Origin of the sequence: Mesobacterium pallidum, from assembly GCF_019966535.1 — a bacterium.
GTDB lineage: Bacteria > Pseudomonadota > Alphaproteobacteria > Rhodobacterales > Rhodobacteraceae > Mesobacterium > Mesobacterium pallidum.
The window spans coordinates 55204-74883 of record NZ_JAIMID010000014.1; the positions used below are offsets into that span (position 1 = coordinate 55204).

Sequence of the window (19680 nt, forward strand, 5' to 3'; positions counted from 1 at the left end):
TCAAGACTTCGGCAAGCTCTACGACTTTAGTCTTGGGGCCAGCCAAGGAGTCACGATCATGGAAGCGTTGCTGGAAGGGCTGATGGAATGGATCGGCCAGAACACCGACTACGAGGCGGCCGCGATGCCGCCGCCCATCATCATCGAGATGTCGCCCGAGGAACTGACGCAGGAATATTACACCGGCGCGCCGCACCTGGCACCGGTCGACGGGGTCGATGACCGTGTCAACGCGCTCTATGCCCGGGCCGAGGGGCCGCACGGCACGATCTACCTGCGCGCCGCCGCGCTGACCGACGGGGCGAGCCAGTTCGACGATCCGCTCGACAACCCTGTCTTCCGCGAGGTGCTGCTGCACGAACTGGTGCATCACGCGCAATGGCATTCAGGCGAGGCCGAGACCTGGGCCTGCATCAATTACGGCGAGCTCGAAGCCTACGTGCTGGGGGGCCGCTACCTGGCCGAGCGGCATGTCACCGACCCGATGCCGAACCGGCTGTTCTGGGCCCACAGGTACGCCCGCTGCTGATCGCGGGGCTTTCCTGGCGCGCGCGTTCGGTCTAGACCGCGCGGGAGACCTGCCAGGAGCTGCCCCATGATCCCCACCGCCTACCCGTCGCCCGAAGAAATCGCCCGCCTCTCGGCGCGGATGCTGCTGGAAATCCAGGCGGTGCATTTCAACGCGGCCGAGCCCTTCACGCTCGCCTCGGGCCTGCCTTCGCCGACCTACATCGACTGCCGCAAGCTGATCTCCTATCCGCGCATCCGGTCGACGCTGATGGATTTCCTGACGGTGACAGTGATGCGCAACGCGGGGCTTGAGGCCTTCGACAACATCGCGGGCGGCGAGACGGCGGGCATCCCTTTCGCCGCGCTGGTGGCCGAGCGGATGGCGCTGCCGATGACCTACGTGCGGAAAAAGCCGAAAGGTTACGGCCGCAATGCCCGGATCGAGGGCGCCATGACCGAGGGCCAGCGCGTCCTGCTGGTCGAGGACCTGACCACCGACGGCGGCTCCAAGATCTCCTTCGTCGACGCGATCCGCGACACCGGCGCCACCTGCGCCCATACGGCGGTGATCTTCTACTACGGCATCTTCCCCGAGACCGAGCAGACGCTGGGCGATCACGGCGTCACGCTGCATCACCTCTGCACCTGGTGGGACGTTCTGGCCGAGGCCAAGCGGCAGGGCAGTTTCGACACGGCGACGCTGGACGGGGTCGAGGAATTCCTGAACGACCCCCGCGCCTGGCAGGCCGCGCGCAAGAGCTGAGCGGCGCGCCTTTGACAGGGGCCGGATGGGGGGCCAGCCCCCCGTCGCCTGCGGCGACTCCCCCCGGAGTTTATCGGCACAATGAAGGGGGATCGGGGCGTCCCTGCTTTCACTATTCTTCAAATACTCATGCCTGCGGGGCCGTTGGCGCGGCCTCAGGGACGATGCGCCGGGGGTGCGCAGAACCTGGGCGGCGCGGCGCCGATGCGGCGCGTCGGCAGGCCGGCGCCTGAATATATCTGGCCCGGTCGTAGCCAGATGGGGCCAGATGTGGTAGAAATGGATTATCCACAGGATATCCCCGCGAACATACAATTTGCTTGAAATTGGTGGAATGCGGTAGGGAGCAGGCTCGGGGACAACGGGCCGACAAACAGGCAGATCAGGGGACAGCAGGCATGAACGAAGTCGCGACATTCAATGCAACCGGGGCCGAGATCCAGTCGCCGGACACCATGCCGCATTCGATCGAGGCCGAGCAGCAACTGCTGGGCGCGATCCTGACCAACAACGACGTCTACGACCGCGTCGCCAGCATCATCCGGGCCGAGCATTTCTACGACCCGGTGCATGCCCGCATCTACGAGATTTCCGCCGCGCGGATCGCCAAGAATAACCTCGCCTCGCCGGTGACCCTCAAGACCTTCATGGAGGACGACGAGGGGTTGAAGGAACTGGGCGGGCCAGCCTACCTCGCGCGCCTTGCCGGCGCGGCGATTTCCAGCTTTGCCGTGCGTGACTATGCGCAGATGATCTATGACCTCGCCGTCCGGCGCGAGCTGATCCGGCTGGGCCGGGACATTTCCGCCCGGGCGTCCAAGATGGATGTGAGTGAAGAGCCGCGCGAGCAGATCGTCGCGGCCGAGCAGGCGCTTTACAAGATGGCCGAGCAGGGCCAGGCCGAACGCGGCTTCCAGTCCTTCCTGCGCGCCGTGACCGATGCCGTGAACGTGGCCAATGCCGCCTACCAGCGCGAGGGGGGCCTGGCCGGCATCTCGACGGGGCTGATCGACATGGACGGCAAGCTGGGCGGCCTGCACAAGTCGGACCTGCTGATTCTCGCCGGGCGCCCCTCGATGGGCAAGACCTCGCTCGCGACCAACATCGCCTTCAACGTGGCCAAGGCCTACAAGAAGGGCGAATTGCCCGATGGCAGCCAGGGCGCCGTGTCGGGCGGTGTCGTGGGCTTCTTCAGCCTCGAGATGAGCGCCGAGCAGCTGGCGGGCCGGATCCTGGCCGAGGCGTCGCAGATCTCGAGCCACAAGATCCGCCAGGGCGACATGACCGAAGAGGAATTCCGCCGCTTTGTCCAGGCCGCCAAGGATCTCGAGGCCTGCCCGCTGTACATCGACGACACGCCAGCGATTCCCATCGCCCAGCTGGCGGCGCGCTGCCGGCGGCTGAAGCGGACCCACGGCCTCGACCTGCTGATCGTCGACTATTTGCAGCTGATCCGCGGCACCGCCGAGAACCGGGTGAACGAGATCGCCGAGATCTCGATGGGCCTCAAGGCCGTCGCGAAGGAGCTGAACATCCCCGTCATCGCCCTGTCGCAGCTCTCGCGCCAGGTGGAAAGCCGCGAGGACAAGCGCCCGCAGCTCTCGGACCTGCGCGAATCGGGCTCGATCGAGCAGGATGCCGACGTGGTCATGTTCGTGTTCCGCGAGGAATACTACAAGGAACGCGAGAAGCCGGGCGAGCATGACCTGGAGAAGATGGCCGCCTGGCAGGAAGAGATGTCGCGCCTGCACGGCAAGGCCGAGGTGATCATCGGCAAGCAGCGTCACGGCCCCATCGGCACGGTCGAGCTGGCCTTCGAGGCGCAGTTCACCCGCTTCGGCAACCTGGTGAAAGCCTGGCAACAAGGCGGCGACGACCGCTTCTAGGCGCGCCTCACGGCATTTGTGACTGGACAGGGGGGCGCTTTCGCGGCGACGCTGCGGGTATGCGCGCGCTCCTGATCCTGCTGATTTCGCTGATCCCCGTCACCGCTCCGGCCCAGACCCTGGTCGAGGTCGATGTCGAGCTGGTGCTTGCCGTCGATGTCTCGCGGTCGATGAACGAGGAAGAGCTCGAGATCCAGCGCCAGGGCTATGCCGAGGCGCTGACCTCGCCGCAGGTGATCGCGGCGATCCGGAACGGGCTCATTGGCACCATCGCGGTCACCTACGTGGAATGGGCCGGCTCGGGCATGCAGAACGTGATCGTGCCCTGGACGATCATCGCCGGGCCCGAGGATGCGGCGCGGGTGGCGAACACGATCTCGTGGCAGATCACCGGCGGAATGCGGCGGACCTCGATCTCGGGCGCGCTGGACGCGGGCCGCGCGCTGATCGAGGGCAACCAGATCCACGGGCTGCGCCGGGTGATCGACGTCTCGGGCGACGGGCCGAACAACATGGGGCCCGAGGTGACCGCCGCGCGGGACCGTGCGCTGGCCGAGGGGATCATCATCAACGGCATTCCGCTGATGACCGAGGACCCGTTCTCGACCCGCTGGGGCATTCCCGACCTCGACGTCTATTACACCCGCTGCGTGATCGGGGGGCCGGGGGCCTTCGTCATCCCGGTGACCGACTGGCGCGACTTTGCCGAGGCGGTGCGGCGCAAGCTGGTGCTGGAAATCTCGGGGCTCGAGCCGCGGATCATCCCGGCCCAGCTGCGGCAGGAGCCGCCCTACGATTGCCTCGTGGGCGAGAAGCTGTGGGAGCGCAATCGCCAGATCTGGATGGAACCTTAGGGGCTTAGCGGAACTCCACAACCTCGTCGACCGAGGCGCGTTCGGTGCGGAACCGGTTCACCGGGGCGTCGGGGTCCGCATATCCAAACGAGATGGCGCAGAGCACGAGGCGGTCCTCGGAGATGCCCAGGAACCGGCGCACCGCCGGGGCATAGGGCGCGATGGCCCCCTGGGCGATGCTGGCCACGCCCCGCCCCTCGGCCGCGACCATGAAGGCGCTGACAAAGGCCCCGCAGTCCAGCGCCCCGTAAGCGCCCAGCGCGCGGGGCGTGGTGACGATGGCGACCTGCGGCGCGTCGAAGAAGACGTAATTGCGCATCATCTGCGCCGCCCTTGCCTGACGGTCGTCGCGCGCGATGCCCGCCGCGTCATACAGCTGGAACCCGCAGGTCCGGCGCCGGTCCTTGTAGGTGCCAAGGTAGGCCTCGGGCAGAGGCAGGTCGGGCTCCGGCGGGTCGTTGAGAGCCGCCTGGGTCATCACATCGCGGAACGCGGCCAGGGTTTCGCCGCCCAGCACCGTCAACTGCCAGGGCTGCGAATTGCACCAGCTCGGCACCTGCTGCGCGGCGGCCACGATGGCGCGGATATCCGTGCGCGGGACCTCGCCCGGCAAAAAGGCCCGGCAGGAATAGCGCGCGCCCAGCAGCCGCTCGAACGCCTCGAAATCCCCGTCCCGTACCGGTTGCCCGTCCATGTCACCCCTCCCGCTGGCCTGCGGGCAGGATTGCGCGGGCGGGCGCCCGGCACAAGAGCGACCCGACGCAAAAAACCGCCGCGGGCGGGCCGCGGCGGTTCAAGAAAGGCCCCGAGGGGGGCGGCGGGCAAGATTACTTGATCTTGCCTTCCTTGTATTCGACGTGCTTGCGGGCGACCGGGTCGAACTTGCGCACGGTCATCTTCTCGGTCATCGTCCGCGCATTCTTCTTGGTCACGTAAAAGTGGCCGGTGCCTGCGGTCGAGTTCAGGCGGATCTTGATAGTGGTCGGCTTCGCCATGGTGTCTCTCCTGCGTCGGGGGCAGCACGAGGGGCGGCCTCTCCGGAAAATCCATTGAGCCGTGCCAATGCAACATTGGCTTGGACCTGTCAACAGGATTCGCCGGGTTTTCGCCCGGCCGGGGCGCGCAAGGGGGCCAGCCCCCTCTGCCTTCGGCATTCACCCCCGGAGTATTTCCGGAATAGTGAAAGCAGGGCCGAATCCCTCTTTACCTTCCCGATAGACTTCGCAGAGCCCACCCTTGTGCCGCGCCTCCGACCCGAGGGGCTGGCCCCTCACATCCGACAACCGCGGCGGGTCGGGCACCTTGGTGATAGTGCGCGGAGGGTCTGTAAGCCGGATTTTGTCCACGGAGTCGCCTCCGCTGGATGACCATTCCTCTAGGATGCCCGTTACCGGACACCTCCAGCTGCCGACCCGGATGCCGGGGCTGAAGCGGCCCATGGTGGCATCCCTATTTGGCATTGCTCCCGGTGGGGCTTGCCATGCGGGCGCTGTTGCCAGCCCCCCGGTGGGCTCTTACCCCACCGTTTCACCCTGGCCCGTGCGCAGGCTCCGTCGGCGTGCCTCGGGGCCGTCCCCTTGGCGAACCTCGGGCACATGCCTCCTTGGCGCACCTTCGGTGCGACGGGTGGTCTGTTCTCTGTGGCGCTATCCGTCGGGTTGCCCCGCCCGGGCGTTACCCGGCACCGTTGCTTCAGGGAGTCCGGACTTTCCTCTCGTGCGGGTCTCCCCGTACCAGCGGTCATCCAACCCTCCGCGCCGGGCGATGTAGGCGGGACCGGGGCCGCGCGTCAAGCTCGGAGCGATGGCTGCGAGAGGTCAGACCCCGCGCCATGGGCACGGCATCCGGCCATGCGAGGGGCCAGCCCCTCGCGCTCCCCGGAGTTTACTTGGCAAGATGAAGGAGGATCTGCGCCCAATCTTCATTGTTTTCCAAATACCTCGGGGGAGTCCGCCCTGGCGGACGGGGGCAGCGCCCCCTGCCCGGCTCAGGGTTTGACGATCCGGTTGCGCAGGGTGCCGATGCCTTCGACCTCGAGCTCGACCACATCGCCGGGGTTCAGGAACCGCATGTGCTCCAGCCCGCAGCCGTTGCCTACCGTTCCCGAGCCAAGGAATTCGCCCGGCCGCAGGGTCTCCGAGGCCGAGATGTGTTCGATCAGCTGCTCGAAGCTCCAGAACATCGTCGAGGTCGAGCCGCGCCCCCACTCCTCGCCGTTCACCCGCGCGATCATCATCTTGTCATAGGGGTCGCCGAATTCGTCCGCGGTCACGAGGCAGGGGCCCATCGGATTCGCCGTGTCGAAATCCTTGCCCTTTGCGGGGCCAAGCTGGCCGCCCATCTCGGCGGTCTGGGCGTCGCGGGCGGTGAAATCGTTGAAGATCGTGTAGCCGAAGATGTAGGGCCGCGCCTCCGCCGCGGTCACGTCCAGCGCGGTCTTGCCGATATAGACCCCGAACTCCAGCTCGAAATCCATGAAGTTGGAATAGGCCGGCCAGCGTACGTCATGCTCGTGCCCCACGACCGAGAACCGGTTGGCCTTGTAGTAGATCGGCTGGTCGTAGAACGTCTGCGGAATGGCGAGAACACCCTTGGCCTCCATCTCGGCCAGTGCCGCCTCGGGGTCGGGCATCTGCGAAGCGCGCAGCTTGCGGGCCGAAGAGAACGCCTGTTTCAGGTGCGTCTCGAAGCACAGGCAGTCACGCATCTGGATCGGCGGCTGCACCGGCGCCTGCAGGCGTACGTCGGCAAGCTTGACGTGGGACGCCTGTCGCGCCGCCTCCCGCGCGCGGGCCAGGGCCGCGTCGCCGCCCTCGATCAGCCCCTGGATCGAGGCGATGGCCCCGTCCGTGGCACGGGCGAGATCGACGATGCCGGTCCCGTCCTCGACCAGGACGCCGGGGCGGCCGATGCCGTCCCCCTTGTCATATGTCACCAGTTTCATTCGGCTTTCCTCCCATCGCCGGTGTGTCTTTCGTCAGGCTGCGGTCGCGGTGGCGCAGGCCTGCGGCCAGGATCGCCACGATGTGCCGCGCGGCGATCTCGTGATCCTCGGGGGCGACGACCCCGCCCGACAGGCGCGCGATGCGCCCCGCGTCGGTCATCACGATCATCATCGCGCCCAGCATCGCCTGGTAGGCCCAATGCACCTCGGCCACGCTCCAGTCGGGGTAGCACTCCCCGATCGCCCCGATCATCATCCGGGCCACCGGATCGAAAAACTCGGCAAAGATCCCGCGTTCGTCACTGCTGGGGTCCGACAGCTCGCGACTCATGATCTGGCCGAATCGCAGGCCCGACGGGCTGGCCCGCAACCCGAACATCGGCAGGATCAGCGCCTTGATCACCAGCTCGATGCGCCGGTCCGGGTCTGGCTCGGACCGCGCCATGGCCAGGCCCGCCGCCCGCTGGTCCATCACCGTCGGCGCCCTCAGCTCGAAGATCGCGCGGTAAAGCCCCAGCTTGGAGCCGAAGTGGTAATTCACCAGCCCCACCGGCACCTCGGCCGTCTCGGCGATGCGCCGCGTCGTCGCCGCGTCATAGCCATGGCGGGCAAAGACCACCTCGGCCGCGTCGAGGATGCGGGCCCGCGCGGGGGCCTGCGCCGGCGTGCCGGTATCGTCCGAGGCATTCATGCGGATGATCGCTCCCATCATTTGAACAGGATCATAAAAATCTTGAACGATTGTTCAACTGGAATTACCGTCACCTTCGAACGGCACCTTGGGAGGGGTGCCGCAACGGGAGGAGACATCATGACATATGCAGCATTCCGCAGCGCGGCCCTCGCCGCCTTGCTGGCCGGCACGGCCCTGCCGGCCTCGGCCGAGACGATCCAGGTCACCGTGGCCTCGGGACATCCGGCGGTCTTTCTCTGGGTCAAGCACCTGGGCGAAACCTTCATTCCAACCGTCGATGCGGAGCTCGCCAAGACCGGCGAGGTCGAGATCGAGTGGACCGAGGCCTATGGCGGCACGCTGATGAAGCTGGGCGCCGAGGCGGATTCGATGCGCGACGGGATCGTCGACATCGCCGTCGCCTCGGGCGTGTTCGACCCGGCGCAGATGGGCATCCTGAACGTGACCTATGCCATGCCGTTTGGCCCCACCGACCCGCGCATGGTGACCGAAGCGGTCGAGGAGGCCTTTGCCAATACCGAGGGCCTGCTGGACGAGCTGGCCGAGGCGTCGGGCGTGGTCTACCTGGGCGGGGGGATCGCGATTGACGGCTACAACATCGCCGCGACCAAGCCCTTTACCAGCCGCGCCGACATGGAGGGTATCAAGATCGGCGGAGCGGGGCCGAACCTGGCCTGGCTCGATACCACCGGCGCGGTCGGCGTGCAGGGCAGCTACGTGAGCTTTTACAACGACATCAAGACCGGCGTGTATGACGGCATGATCGGCTGGATGACCGCCAATGCGCCGTCCAAGATGTGGGAGGTCGCGCCCTATTTCAACAAGGTCGATTTCGGCGCCATGTACATCGGCGGCCTCGGCATCAGCCAGGACCGCTGGGACAGCTTCTCGGACGAGACCAAGGCCGCCTTCCGCACCGCGGCGGCAGCCTACCAGGACGCCTATTTCAACGAACAAGCCGCCCGGTTCGACGCGGCGCAGGAGGCGATGATCGCCGGCGGCGGCGAGATCGTCGAGATGGCGCCCGAGGCGCGCTCGGCCTGGATCGCCGAGGTCAAGAACCCGACCACCGCCTGGCGTGCGGCAGCCGAGGCGCGGGGCGAGCCGGCCGAAGCCGTCCTCAAAGCCTACCAGGAGGCCCTCGCGAAACGCGGCTTCACCTTCGAACGCGATTACCTGGCCGATTGAACCCGCACCTGGCCCGGCCCCTTGCACAAGGGATCGGGCCGCCCTGCCCTTCGGAGTCTGCATGTCAGAGACGACCCCTCCAAGGTCCGCGCCCCGCGCCGGGCCGCTTGGTGCCGCTGTCGCCGGGCTGAACGCCGCCGGCTCGGTCTGGATCATCGCGCTGATGCTGCTGGTCTGCGCCGACATCACCATGCGTGGCCTGTTCAACGCGCCCATCGCCGGCGTGCCCGAGATGGTGAGCTTTTCCATTGTCGGTATCGTGTTCCTGCAGCTGGCGCATACGCTGCGCAGCGGCTCGCTGACCCGGTCGGACCTGCTGTTGACCTACCTCGGCCGCCGCGCGCCGGTGCTGAAACGGCTGGCGCTGGCGCTCTTCAACCTGATCGGAGCGGCGCTGCTGGCCGTGGCGCTCTGGCACTTCCTGCCCTCGCTCGAAAGCGCCTGGACCCGGCCCGAGCGCAACTTCATGGGCAATCCCGGCTTCTTCCAGATCCCGACCTGGCCGCTGTACGGGCTGATGAGCATCGGCATGGCGGCCACGGTGGTGCAGTTCTGCGCCTCCGCCCTTGCCGCGCTTCGGGGACGTGACGCATGAGCGGGCTCGAGATCGCCTTCGGCTCCATCGCGGTCATGCTGGTGCTGATCTGGTCGGGGCTGCATGTCGCCATCACGCTGATCCTGCTGAGTTTCATCGGCGTCTGGCTGCTGCGCGACAATTTCGACCTGGCCGCGCGGATGATGGTGGCGGCGTTCAAGGATTCCATCTCCGACTATCTGTTCGGCGTCGTGCCGCTCTTCGTGCTCATGGGCCTTGTCGTGTCGGTGGCCGGGATCGGCCGCGACACCTTCGACGTGGCGCAACAGGCGTTCCGGCGCATCCGCGGCGGGCTTGGCGTCGCCACCGTGGCCGCAAATGCGGTCTTTGCCGCGATCACCGGCATCTCCATCGCCTCGGCCGCCGTGTTCACCAAGGTCGCGGTCCCCGAGATGCGCCGCCACGGCTACACGCCGCATTTCGCCGTGGGCGTGGTGGCCGGCAGCTCGGTGCTGGGCATGCTGATCCCGCCCTCGCTGCTGTTCATCCTCTACGGCGTGCTGACCGAGCAATCGGTGGGCGATCTCTTCATCGCCGGGATCATACCCGGGCTTCTGCTGGCCGTGATCTACGCCCTCGGCATCGTGGCCATGGGCCGGTTCACCCCTGCCTTCATCGGCGGCGGCCCGGACGACGCGGAAGACGCGCCGCTGATGGGCTGGGGCGAGATCGCGGCCAAGCTGCTGCCGATCCTGGCGCTGGTGGCGCTGGTGCTGGGCGGGATCTACGGCGGCCTCTTCACCCCGACCGAGGCGGGGGCGGCCGGTGCCGCCGGCGCCCTGCTGATCGCGGTGCTGAAACGGCGCCTGTCGTGGTCCGATTTCTGGCAGGTGCTGGTCCAGACCGGCCACACCACGGCGGCGATCTGTTTCCTGATCATGGGCGCGAGCCTCTATTCCCGGATGCTGGCCTTTTCGGGCATGCCGAACTGGCTGGGCACCTCGGTGATCGAAAGCGGCTTCAGCGCCGAGGGCGTGGTGCTGGCGATGATGCTGGTGATGATCGTGCTGGGCACGATCCTCGACAGCTCGTCCATCCTGCTGCTGGTGCTGCCCATCGCGGTGCCGATCCTGCAGGGGCTGGGCGTCGACCTGGTCTGGCTGGGCGTCATCGCGATCCTGTCGGTCGAGATCGGCCTGCTGACCCCACCCTTCGGCATCGCGGTCTATGTCATCAAATCCACGCTCGGGCCCGACAGCGACATCACGCTGGGCCAGATCTTCCTGGGGGCCGCGCCCTTCGCGGCGATGATGGGGGCCGTGCTGCTGCTGGTCTTCTTCTTCCCCTTCCTCGCCACCGCCCTGCTTTGACAAAGGAGACGACCATGGGACACTGGAGCTATACCAAGGGGCTGCATGACCTCGGAAACGGCTGCTGGGGGTACATCGTGCCCGACGGCTCCTGGGGCTGGTCCAACGCGGGGATGGTCACGGACGGCGACGCCTGCCTGCTGGTCGACACGCTGTTCGACCTAAAATGCACGGCCGAGATGCTGGAGGTGATGCGCGCCTCGATCCCCGCCGCGAAGGAAATCGGCGTTCTGGTCAACACCCATGCGGATGGCGACCACACCTTCGGCAACCAGCTGGTCCAAGGCGCGCGGATCATCGGCACCGAAGGCACCGTCACCGATTTCGACCGGTTCGACCCCGCGCTGCTGCACGGGATCGCGCAGAACCCCGACCAGTTCGGCAAGGCCGGGCATTTCATGGCCGAATGCTTCCGGCCCTTCGATTTTTCGGGCATCACACTGACGCCCCCGACCGAGACCTTCCGGGACCGCATGACCCTCATGGTCGGCGACAAGCGGGTCGAGCTGATCGAGGTCGGCCCGGCCCATTCGCTTGGGGACACGCTGATCTACGTGCCAGATGACAAGGTGGTCTATACCGGCGACATCCTCTTCTCCGAAGGCACACCAATCGCCTGGTACGGGCCGGTGAAGCGCTGGATCGACGCCTGCAACATCGTGCTCGAGATGGATGTTGAGGTCGTGGTGGCCGGCCATGGCCCGATCTCGACCAAGGAGGACGTGCGGCGGATGCGCGACTACCTCGTCGACATGACCGAACGCGCGCGGCCCTTGTACGAGGCGGGTCTCAGCTATCTCGACGCGGCCTACAAGATCGACCTTGGGGAGTACCGCGACTGGAACGATGCGGAGCGGATCATCGTGACCCTGCGCACGCTCTGGGATGACTTCGAGGAGGCGCCGACGCGCCCCGTCCACGTCCCGATCCCGTTCTTCGCCGAGATGGCCGAGATGCGGGAGCACCTCGGCAAACCCTCGGTGCACCACGATTACTTCTGCAACCACGACCATTGAAGAAATGGTTTCGGATCGCTGGGCGATCCGACCGGCGGGCGCGCGGCTGACGCCGCGCGCCCGCGTTGCTTGAAAGGCTTGCGTCCCTTTCAGACAGGTCGCCCCTTTGGCCTGTGTCGGGCCGTGAGGGGCCAGCCCCTCACACTCCCCGGAGTTTATTGGCAAAATGAAGGGGGATCGGCCGCGCCCAGTTTTTCATCTTTCTCCAAATATGCCCGCCGGAGGCAGTCCGGTCAGCACCAAGGGACCTGCGGCCAACCTGACACGCGCCCTGCTTTCATTATTCCCCAAATACTCCCGCCGGAGGCATCCGCCCCATCCGCCGGGCGCCAGGATCCGGCCCGAGGTCAGACGCTGCCCCCCAGCGCCGCGAGCAGCGCCGCCATATCCTCCGGCAGGGGGCTTTCGAACCGTAATGCCTCGCCCGTGACCGGGTGGTCGAAACCGAGCACGGCGGCGTGCAGGGCCTGGCGGGGGAAGGCGCGGGCGGCCTCCGCACCGGCGGCCCCCACCGCCTTTTCCGAGATCTTGCGGCGCCCGCCGTAAGTGGGATCGCCGATCAGGCCGTGACCGGCATGGGACATGTGCACGCGAATCTGGTGGGTGCGCCCGGTTTCCAGCCGGCATTCGACCAGGGCCGCGACGGGAGGCGCTCCAAGCGGCGCGATGACCCGCACCCGGGTGACCGCGTGGCGGCCGCCTTCGAACAGCACCGCCTGGCGCTGGCGGTCGGTCTTGTGGCGGGCAAGCTGGGTGGTGATCTTCATCACCCCGCCGGTTTCGAAACTGACGCCGCGCAGCCCGCGCAGGCGCGGATCGCCCGGATCGGGCAGGCCGTGGCAGAGGGCAAGGTAGGCCCGTTCGCAGGAATGGTCCTCGAACTGCGCGGCCAGCCCGTGATGCGCGCGGTCGGATTTCGCCACGACCAGTAGCCCGGAGGTGTCCTTGTCGATCCGGTGCACGATGCCGGGCCGCCTGACCCCGCCGACGCCCGACAGGCTGTCGCCGCAATGGGCCAGCAGCGCGTTCACCAGCGTGCCCGAAGGCGTGCCCGGCGCCGGGTGGACCACCATGCCCGCGGGCTTGTCGATGACGATGAGGTCCTCGTCCTCGTAGGCAACGGTCAGCGGAATATCTTCGGGGCCGATATGGCTCTCTTCGGCCTCGTCGAGCGTGATCGCCACGCTGTCGCCCTCGTCGCAGCGCGCCTTGGCGTCGGTCACCACCGCACCGTTCACCGCGATCGCGCCACCCTCCAGCAGTTTCGCCAGGCGCGAGCGGGACAGGGACGCCTCCTCTGGCACATCGCGGGCCAGCGCCTTATCAAGGCGCCGGGGCGGCTCGGCCCCGATCAGGAAGGTGAGGACAGGCATGGGCGACACTCCCGAGGACACGGCATTCGAGGAACCGGGCAGCCTGCGTTTCCTGCGGCGGCTGGTGACGGCGCTGACCCTCGTGATGATCGTCGGGCTGGTAACAGTGATCACGCTGCTTGTCACGCGGCTGACGTCCGAGCCCGACCCGATGGTGCTGCCTGCCAGCATCGCCCTGCCCGAGGGCGCGACGGCCGCGGCCTTTACCCGGGGCCCCGACTGGCTGGCCGTGGTGACCGGCGACGGGCGGATCCTGATTTACGGGCTCGACGGGGCGCTGTGGCAGGAGGTCGAGCTTACGCGGCCAGAGTAGGCCCGGCCCCGCCTCACGCAGTCAAGCGAACAGGAAGTCTGCGGCGTCGATCACGCCGCCGGTGCCGTCCAGCAGGACCGAGTTCGCGCCCCATTCGACCAGGCGCGACGTGCCAAGGGCCGTGACGGTGACGTCGCCCCAGGAAAAACCGTTCAGTTGCAAGCGGTCGGTGCCGTTCTGGAAATCGCCGATCGTGTCCTGGCCGCTGCTGCCGGAAAACAGGAACAGGTCCGCGCCGTCGCCGCCCTGCATCACGTCGTTGCCCCATTGGCCCTCGATCGTGTCCGCGCCGTCGCCGCCGAAGACCTGGTCATCCTGCCCGCCGCCTGCCAGCAGGTCGTTGCCCGCCCCGCCGTAGATCGTGTCGGCGCCGGTGCTGCCCCAGATCGTGTCGGCATGGTTGCCGCCCGCGATCCAGTCATCGCCCGCGCCGCCGTCGATCACGTCGTTGCCGGACTGGCCCGACAGGCTGTCGTTGCCGTCGCCGCCCCAGATCAGGTCGCCGTTGTCGCCGCCGCTGAGCGTGTCGTCCCCCGTCGCGCCACCGAGGGTGTCGTAACCTTCTCCGCCATCGGCGATGTCATCGCCATCCTCGCACCAGATCTGGTCGTTCCCGCTCCAGCCATAAAGCGAATCGTGGTCGAGCCCGCCCCACAGGCCGTCATGGCCGAGGCCGCCGCGCAGGATGTCGTTGCCCGCCTCGCCGTACAGCATGTCGCCGTGCTTGCCGCCGGTCAGCAGGTCGGCGCCCGCACCGCCCGACAGCTGGTCAAGCCCGTCGCCCCCGTCCAGCGTATCGGACCCGGCGCCGCCGGTCGCGGTGTCCGCGCCGTAGCCGCCCAAGATCGAATCGTTCCCGTCGCCGCCATCCAGCAGATCCGCCTTTTGCTGGCCCTTGAGAACATCGTGGCCGGAGCCGCCCAGCAGCGTGTCGGCGCCCTTGCCGCCCAGCAACGTGTCGTCGCCGCCCTGCCCCTCGGCGTAATCCGCGCCGTCCTGGCCGTCGATCAGGTCGTTGCCGCCGGTGACGCCCGGGGCCGCGCCCCAGGTGCCGAGATCGCCCAGCAGCGTGTCATTGCCGGCGCCGCCCAGCAGCGTATCGGACCCGCCCGTCACACGTGCGCCGGCGACCAGAAGCTCGACATCGCCGACCAGGCGGTCCGCCGCATCGCTTCCGGTCAGCACATCGTGCCCGGCCACCAGGTCGCCCGTCGCCTCGAGCCGGTCGACATCGCCCACCAGCCGCGCGGCGGGGCCGAAGAGGTGGTCATGCCCTGCCGTGGCCGCGCCCGAGAGCCGTGCCAGGTCGCCGACCAGCACCAGCCCCGGTGCCTCGGCCCCGGTCATCGTGTCATTGCCCAGCGCCGCGCCGGACACGTCCCCGGCAAAGGTGTTCGCCGCTCCGCCTGCGGCAACCTGCCAGGCCGTCGCCCCGCCCAGCACCTGCCGCCAGAAGGCGTCGTTGCCCCGGCTGCCAAAGGACAGGTCGAGCTCGGTGAGCGCCAGGTCGAGACCCGAGATGGTCAGGTCGGGCGTCGCGCGGTGGTCGTTGTCGCCGAGATCCAGCGCAACCCGGGTGATCCGCCCCGCGACCGGCCGCAGCGCCCAGTCGAAGGCAAAGTCCTCGCCGTAGACCGTCAGCCGGTGCCCGCCCGAGGTGCGCCAGGCCAGGTGATCGACCGAGCGGTCGAGGGTGTAGTTGTAATCGGCCAGCCCGCTTGCGGCGAAGTCGTAGGTGAGCCCCATGTCGCGGATCTCGACCAGCGGGGCCACCGGATCGGGGGCGAGGTCGTAGTTGACGATTCGTGCCCGCTCGGCCTCGTTTAGCCCGGCCAGCCAGGTGACGCCCGGGTCGCGCATGTGCAGCGTGTCGACCCGCGCCTCGGCCCAACTGGTCGATTGCGTGGCGAACATCAGCAGCGACACCGTCTCGCCCGCCGCGATGTCGAGGCTGAAGGTGATCGTCGGATTGTCGGAATCGGGCGTGCCATACGCGCCGATCGTGGCGCTGGTCGGCAGGTGGCTGCCGTCGCCCCAGGCCTCGGCCACCGTCGCGTCAAAGCCAACCAGGCCAAGGATGGAATCGTCCGAGATGAAATAGGTGTCGGCGCTGGTGAGCCGGTTGTCTCCGCTCGAGGTCTCGAGCACGTTGGTCAGCAGGTCCGAGCCGAGCGAGTTCAGGTAGGTGACCTGAAGCGTGATCGCCTTGGGGCCGGTGTTGGTAAAGCTGTCGTGCCAGCGGGCAAAGGCCGCGCCTTCGGGCACGTAGATGTCGCGCTGCGTCGCGACGGTGTGCTTGCCGTCGGAATAGCTTCCGGACAGCGAGAATTCGCGCCCGTCCATCGACCAGCTGGCCCGCCCGTCCGCGTCATCGAAGCCCGACAGCACCATGCCGCCGTCAAAGGCATCAAGCCAGCCGTCGTAGATTCGGCCGTCGGTCAGGAAATCCCATTCATGGCCTTCGCCATCGTAAAGCCGCGCAATCGTCACCATACTCACCACCCCCGCGCAATCGCGGAGCCCCGTCAAATCGACCCTATCGCCCCTCGAAATTTCGGGCGAATTGGCGACGTATTCGACGCAAAACGCGCCTTTTCTGGGGCGAAACGCGGGCGTTTCCGCAACCCTTGCGGTAATGCGGCGTCAGAGCATCAGCAAAAGCGCGCTGAGCGTGACGAAGGACGCGGGGATGGTGATGAGCATGACCAGCGCCGCCTGTTCCTCCTGCCCGAAGCGTTGGGCGAGCAGCGGGTAGATGGCGATGGGCGGCAAAGCGGCGGTGATGATCAGCCCGGCGCGCAAGCCGTCGGACAGCGGGCCCAGGCCCAGGGCGCGGGCCACCACGAGCCCCGCCAGAACCGCCAACGGCATGATAAGCAGCTTGCCGACCACGGCCCAGATCACCGGCAGGCGCACGGTGCGCAGGGGCAGCCCGTACAATGTGCCGCCGATCACCACCAGCGCCAGCCCCGCGCTGGTCAGGGAAAGCATCCGCAAGGGCTCGCTGACCACGTAGGGCAGCTTCAGCCCCGACAGGGACACGGCCAGCCCGCCCAGCAGCGCCAGCAGGATCGGGTTCAGCAGCACGCGTTTCGCCGTCTCGGCAAACAGGCGCAAGCCCGAGGAGGTGCCCGCGCTGCGTTCCGCCAGGGTCAGCAGCAGCGGCAGCAGGATCAGGTTCTCGACGACAAAGTTCATCGCCAGCACCTGGGTGGCCAGCGACGGGTAGGCCAGCAGCAGCAGCGGGTAGCCGACATAGCCCGAGTTGGGGCAGGACATGCCCATCGCCTGGAATGTCGCCTGCACCGGCGATTGTCCCAGCGCGGCCCGGGCTAAGACATAGCCGAGCGCGATGATGAGCAGACCGCCAATGGCATAGGCGACCAGGTAGGTGGGCATGACGATCTCGGCCAGGTCGCGTTCGGCCAGGGTGCGGAAGATCAGCGCCGGCAGGGCGATGGTGACAACGAAGCGGCCCATGACCTGCAGCGCCGTGCGGTCGAAGATCCCGCGCCAGGCCAGCACATAGCCGATGGCGACCACGGCAAAGAGCGTTCCGGTGATGTTGAGTACGTCCAGCATGGGCCTCTTTCCTGTATCCCGGGCCGAGGTAAAACCGCAGCGCGCGGAAATGTCGAGGGGCCGCGGCTAGCGCGTCAGGATCAGCGTCCCTCCGGCCACGACCAGCAGCGCAAGGACGAGGTGCCGCAGGCCCAGCGCCTCGCGCCGGAACAGCAGCGCGCCGAAGGCCAGCGACCACAGCGGCGCGGTCGAGGTGAGCGGCGCGATGGACACGACCGCGCCCTGCCCCAGCGCGGTGTTAAGCGACAGAAGGCCCAGCCCGTTGATCCCGCCCGACAGCGCGAAGAGCCCGAGCCCCCGCCGCCCGCGTCGCGCGGTCCTGCCGGCGCGGTGACGCAGGGCGACCACGAGGGCAAGGCTCAGCGTCGACATGGTCGCGGCCAGCGTCGTCGCCAACCAGGGCGAGGCGACGATGGCCAGCCCGGCCTTGGTCACCGGCTGGTTGATCCCCCGCGCCAGCGAGGCGCCCAGCGGCAGCGCCAGCGCGATCAGCGGCCAGCTGCGCCGGATGCCGCCGCGCGGCAGCGCCACCAGAACCAGCCCGCCGATCATCAGCGCAAGGCCGAGGCCGGCCTGCCAGGTCATTTCTTCACCCTGCAAGGTCACGGCAAAGAGCACCGCGAAAAGCGGGGTGAAGGAGCCGAGGGCCGAGCTGATCGCGGGCCCGACCCGCGTCACCGACAGGATCTGCAAGGTCTGCGCCGTGGCCGGGTACAGCAGCCCGACGCCAAGGAAGATCAGCGCCGCCGGCGTCAGCAGCCAGGCCGGATCAAGCGCAAAGGGCGCGGCCAGCCAGAAGAGCATAGCCGTCGCTCCGACCGACACCAGCGCACCGGACCAGGGGTCGGCCTCGTCCAGCGCCGCCTGGTGGACATGGACGTTGAAGCCGAAACAGGCCGCCGCCAGCAAGGCGAAGACGGCGGTCATGCGGGCGCGCGCCAGATGGCTTTCGGAGGAACTTTAGTCAAATTGGGCATACCCTTGCCGGCCGAACCTCACGCGATGCATGAGGTCACTCCGCCGTCCATCCGCCATCGACCACCATGGACGTGCCGGTCATCAGCCCCGAGGCGTCCGAGGCCAGAAAGACCACGGCGCCCATCAGGTCCTCGACCTGGCCCAGCCGGCCCAGCTTGATCTTGGACATGACGAAACCCATGAACTCCGGGTCCGACAGGAAGGGGCGCGTCAGCGGCGTTTCGATGAAGGTCGGGCAGATCGTGTTCGACCGGATCCCCTTGGGCGCGAGGTCGATGGCCATGGCCTTGGACATCCCCTCGATGGCGAATTTCGACCCGCAGTACAGCGACCGGTTCGGCCCGCCGACCTTGCCCATCTGGCTGGACATGTGGATCAGCGATCCCGGCTTGCCCGCCGCGATCAGCCCGTCAGCCACCGCCCGGGCGGCAAAGAAGGCGGACTTGATGTTCAGCCCCATGACCGCGTCGTAATCGTCTTCGGTCACTTCCCAGACCGGCTTGGGCCGGTTGGTGCCCGCGTTGTTGACGAGGATGTCGAACGGGCCCTCGGCCGCGATGGTCGCCTCGACCGCGCCCACGTCGCTCATGTCGAGCGGCACCGCGTTCGCCGCCCCGCCCCGGGCGATGATCGCCTCGGCGGCTTCCTCGATCTCGGGCCGGGTGCGGGCGACCAGCGTCACCGCGGCCCCGGCCTGGGCCAGCGCGGCGGCAGAGGCAAGGCCGATGCCGCGCCCGGCGCCGGTCACGATGGCGCGGCGGCCGGAAAGGTCGAAGCTGGGGGTGTTGGGCAGGTCCATGTCAGTGTCCTTCGTGACGCGCAGGCCCCGCGGGGCGGGCCGCTTTTGCGCGCACCTTGGCCCGATCGGCCGGGGCGCGAAACCCCCAAATCGGCGCCTAGCCCAGCGCGCCTTCGGTGAAATAGCCCGGATGCTCGGCCCGGATGCTTTCCACCCGCCCGATGGTGCCCGAGAGGTGATCCCGCATCGCCTGCGCCGCCCGCTCGGGATCGCCCGAGGCGATGCCGTCGAGGATCGCCGCATGGGCCGCCACGATGGCCTCGGTCTTGCCGGCGCGCGGCAGCTCGAGCCGTTGGCAGCGGATCAAATGGCCCATCCGGTCGGTCACCATGGTGTCAAGCGCGCCGACCCCGGCCGCATCGAACAGGCTGCGGTGGAAGTCGCGATCCAGTTCCCAGAACAGGTCCATCTGGTCGAGCGACCCGACCAGCGCCCGCTGCATCTGTACCAGCCCGCGCGCCCGCTTGATCGTCTCGGGCGCGCCGGTCCGGGCAAGGCGGCGCACCACCTCGGTTTCGACCGCGACGCGCAGGAAATGCGTCTCGGACAGCTGCCGCGCGTCGATCGGCGCCACCACGGTGCGCGATTGCGGGTAGATCCGCACCAGCCCGTCCGACCCCAGCCGCTGCAACGCGTCACGCACCGGCGTCTGGCTGACCCCGTAGGCCTCGGCGATCTCATTCCGGCTGAGCACGGCGCCCGGCGGCAGGTCAAAGTTCAGGATCCGCGCCCGCAGCGCGGCATAGACGCGGTCGGGCGCGCCCGCCCCGGTGCCGCCCGTCTCCTGCCCTGCCAGTCTCTCCGCCATCCGCATGCTCCGCCGCCCTGCATGGGCGCCCGAAAAATCCTGCGATTGCCAGCGGCTGTCAACTGAT

General features: G+C 67.9%; 19 protein-coding genes and 1 other RNA gene. 9 read left to right on the forward strand and 11 right to left on the reverse strand.

From position 1 onward, the window contains the following. The first annotated feature begins 58 nt into the window (after positions 1-58). The 4 genes from MF270_RS18880 to MF270_RS18895 all read left to right on the forward strand — a co-directional run bounded on the left by MF270_RS18880 (position 59) and on the right by MF270_RS18895 (position 4013). Entirely contained in the window at positions 59-529 is a 471-nt protein-coding gene (locus MF270_RS18880; RefSeq protein WP_238367335.1) for a hypothetical protein, read from the forward strand. 66 nt (positions 530-595) lie between these two features. After that, positions 596-1273, forward strand: a complete 678-nt coding sequence (locus tag MF270_RS18885; protein ID WP_238367336.1) for an orotate phosphoribosyltransferase — start codon at positions 596-598, stop codon at positions 1271-1273. Positions 1274-1671: 398 nt separating this feature from the next. Further along, positions 1672-3159, forward strand: a complete 1488-nt coding sequence (locus MF270_RS18890; RefSeq protein WP_238367337.1) for a replicative DNA helicase — start codon at positions 1672-1674, stop codon at positions 3157-3159. A gap of 59 nt (positions 3160-3218) precedes the next feature. Further along, on the forward strand, positions 3219-4013 hold the full coding sequence (locus MF270_RS18895; RefSeq protein WP_238367338.1) for a DUF1194 domain-containing protein: 795 nt from the start codon (positions 3219-3221) through the stop codon (positions 4011-4013). A 4-nt stretch (positions 4014-4017) separates the two neighbouring features. Here MF270_RS18895 and MF270_RS18900 read toward each other — a convergent pair whose 3' ends face one another. The 5 genes from MF270_RS18900 to MF270_RS18920 all read right to left on the reverse strand — a co-directional run bounded on the left by MF270_RS18900 (position 4018) and on the right by MF270_RS18920 (position 7669). Continuing rightward, a complete protein-coding gene (locus MF270_RS18900; protein WP_238367339.1) occupies positions 4018-4707 on the reverse strand; it encodes a nitroreductase in 690 nt (229 codons plus the stop codon). 133 nt (positions 4708-4840) lie between these two features. Beyond that, a complete protein-coding gene (rpmG, locus tag MF270_RS18905; RefSeq protein ID WP_076622039.1) occupies positions 4841-5008 on the reverse strand; it encodes a 50S ribosomal protein L33 in 168 nt (55 codons plus the stop codon). 316 nt (positions 5009-5324) lie between these two features. After that, positions 5325-5769: RNase P RNA component class A (gene rnpB / locus MF270_RS18910), an RNA gene on the reverse strand. Between the two features lie 231 nt (positions 5770-6000). Beyond that, positions 6001-6957: a fumarylacetoacetate hydrolase family protein gene (locus MF270_RS18915; protein WP_238367340.1), complete on the reverse strand. Its 957-nt coding sequence runs from the start codon at positions 6955-6957 to the stop codon at positions 6001-6003. Beyond that, positions 6938-7669, reverse strand: a complete 732-nt coding sequence (locus tag MF270_RS18920; protein WP_238367341.1) for a TetR/AcrR family transcriptional regulator — start codon at positions 7667-7669, stop codon at positions 6938-6940. The genes MF270_RS18915 and MF270_RS18920 overlap by 20 nt, the downstream gene beginning before the upstream one ends. Before the next feature lie 99 nt (positions 7670-7768). Here MF270_RS18920 and MF270_RS18925 point away from each other — a divergent pair, with 99 nt between their 5' ends. The 4 genes from MF270_RS18925 (at position 7769) to MF270_RS18940 (ending at position 11760) form a co-directional block, all read left to right on the forward strand. Then, the gene (locus tag MF270_RS18925; protein ID WP_238367342.1) at positions 7769-8839 is read left to right on the forward strand and encodes a C4-dicarboxylate TRAP transporter substrate-binding protein; all 1071 of its coding nucleotides are present in this window, start codon (positions 7769-7771) and stop codon (positions 8837-8839) included. 61 nt (positions 8840-8900) lie between these two features. Continuing rightward, on the forward strand, positions 8901-9434 hold the full coding sequence (locus MF270_RS18930; RefSeq protein WP_238367343.1) for a TRAP transporter small permease subunit: 534 nt from the start codon (positions 8901-8903) through the stop codon (positions 9432-9434). Further along, positions 9431-10744, forward strand: a complete 1314-nt coding sequence (locus tag MF270_RS18935) for a TRAP transporter large permease (RefSeq protein WP_238367344.1) — start codon at positions 9431-9433, stop codon at positions 10742-10744. The genes MF270_RS18930 and MF270_RS18935 overlap by 4 nt, the downstream gene beginning before the upstream one ends. Before the next feature lie 14 nt (positions 10745-10758). Next, positions 10759-11760, forward strand: coding sequence for an MBL fold metallo-hydrolase (locus tag MF270_RS18940; RefSeq protein WP_238367345.1), 1002 nt, complete (start codon positions 10759-10761; stop codon positions 11758-11760). Between the two features lie 347 nt (positions 11761-12107). On the opposite strand, the gene MF270_RS18945 is transcribed toward MF270_RS18940, so the two are convergent. After that, a complete protein-coding gene (locus tag MF270_RS18945) occupies positions 12108-13133 on the reverse strand; it encodes an RluA family pseudouridine synthase (protein WP_238367346.1) in 1026 nt (341 codons plus the stop codon). On the opposite strand from MF270_RS18945, the gene MF270_RS18950 reads away from it, so the two are divergent. Then, a complete protein-coding gene (locus MF270_RS18950) occupies positions 13132-13446 on the forward strand; it encodes a DUF6476 family protein (RefSeq protein ID WP_238367347.1) in 315 nt (104 codons plus the stop codon). The genes MF270_RS18945 and MF270_RS18950 overlap by 2 nt on opposite strands. 21 nt (positions 13447-13467) lie before the next feature. On the opposite strand, the gene MF270_RS18955 is transcribed toward MF270_RS18950, so the two are convergent. The 5 genes from MF270_RS18955 to MF270_RS18975 form a co-directional block, all read right to left on the reverse strand. Next, positions 13468-15939, reverse strand: coding sequence for a calcium-binding protein (locus tag MF270_RS18955; RefSeq protein ID WP_238367348.1), 2472 nt, complete (start codon positions 15937-15939; stop codon positions 13468-13470). A gap of 150 nt (positions 15940-16089) precedes the next feature. After that, the gene (locus MF270_RS18960) at positions 16090-17028 is read right to left on the reverse strand and encodes an AEC family transporter (RefSeq protein WP_238367349.1); all 939 of its coding nucleotides are present in this window, start codon (positions 17026-17028) and stop codon (positions 16090-16092) included. A gap of 66 nt (positions 17029-17094) precedes the next feature. Next, positions 17095-17955, reverse strand: a complete 861-nt coding sequence (locus MF270_RS18965) for a DMT family transporter (RefSeq protein WP_238367350.1) — start codon at positions 17953-17955, stop codon at positions 17095-17097. Between the two features lie 85 nt (positions 17956-18040). After that, on the reverse strand, positions 18041-18805 hold the full coding sequence (locus MF270_RS18970; protein WP_238367351.1) for an SDR family NAD(P)-dependent oxidoreductase: 765 nt from the start codon (positions 18803-18805) through the stop codon (positions 18041-18043). Positions 18806-18902: 97 nt separating this feature from the next. Then, complete coding sequence (locus tag MF270_RS18975; protein WP_238367352.1) at positions 18903-19613, reverse strand: GntR family transcriptional regulator; 711 nt, start codon at positions 19611-19613, stop codon at positions 18903-18905. Positions 19614-19680 lie beyond the last annotated feature (67 nt).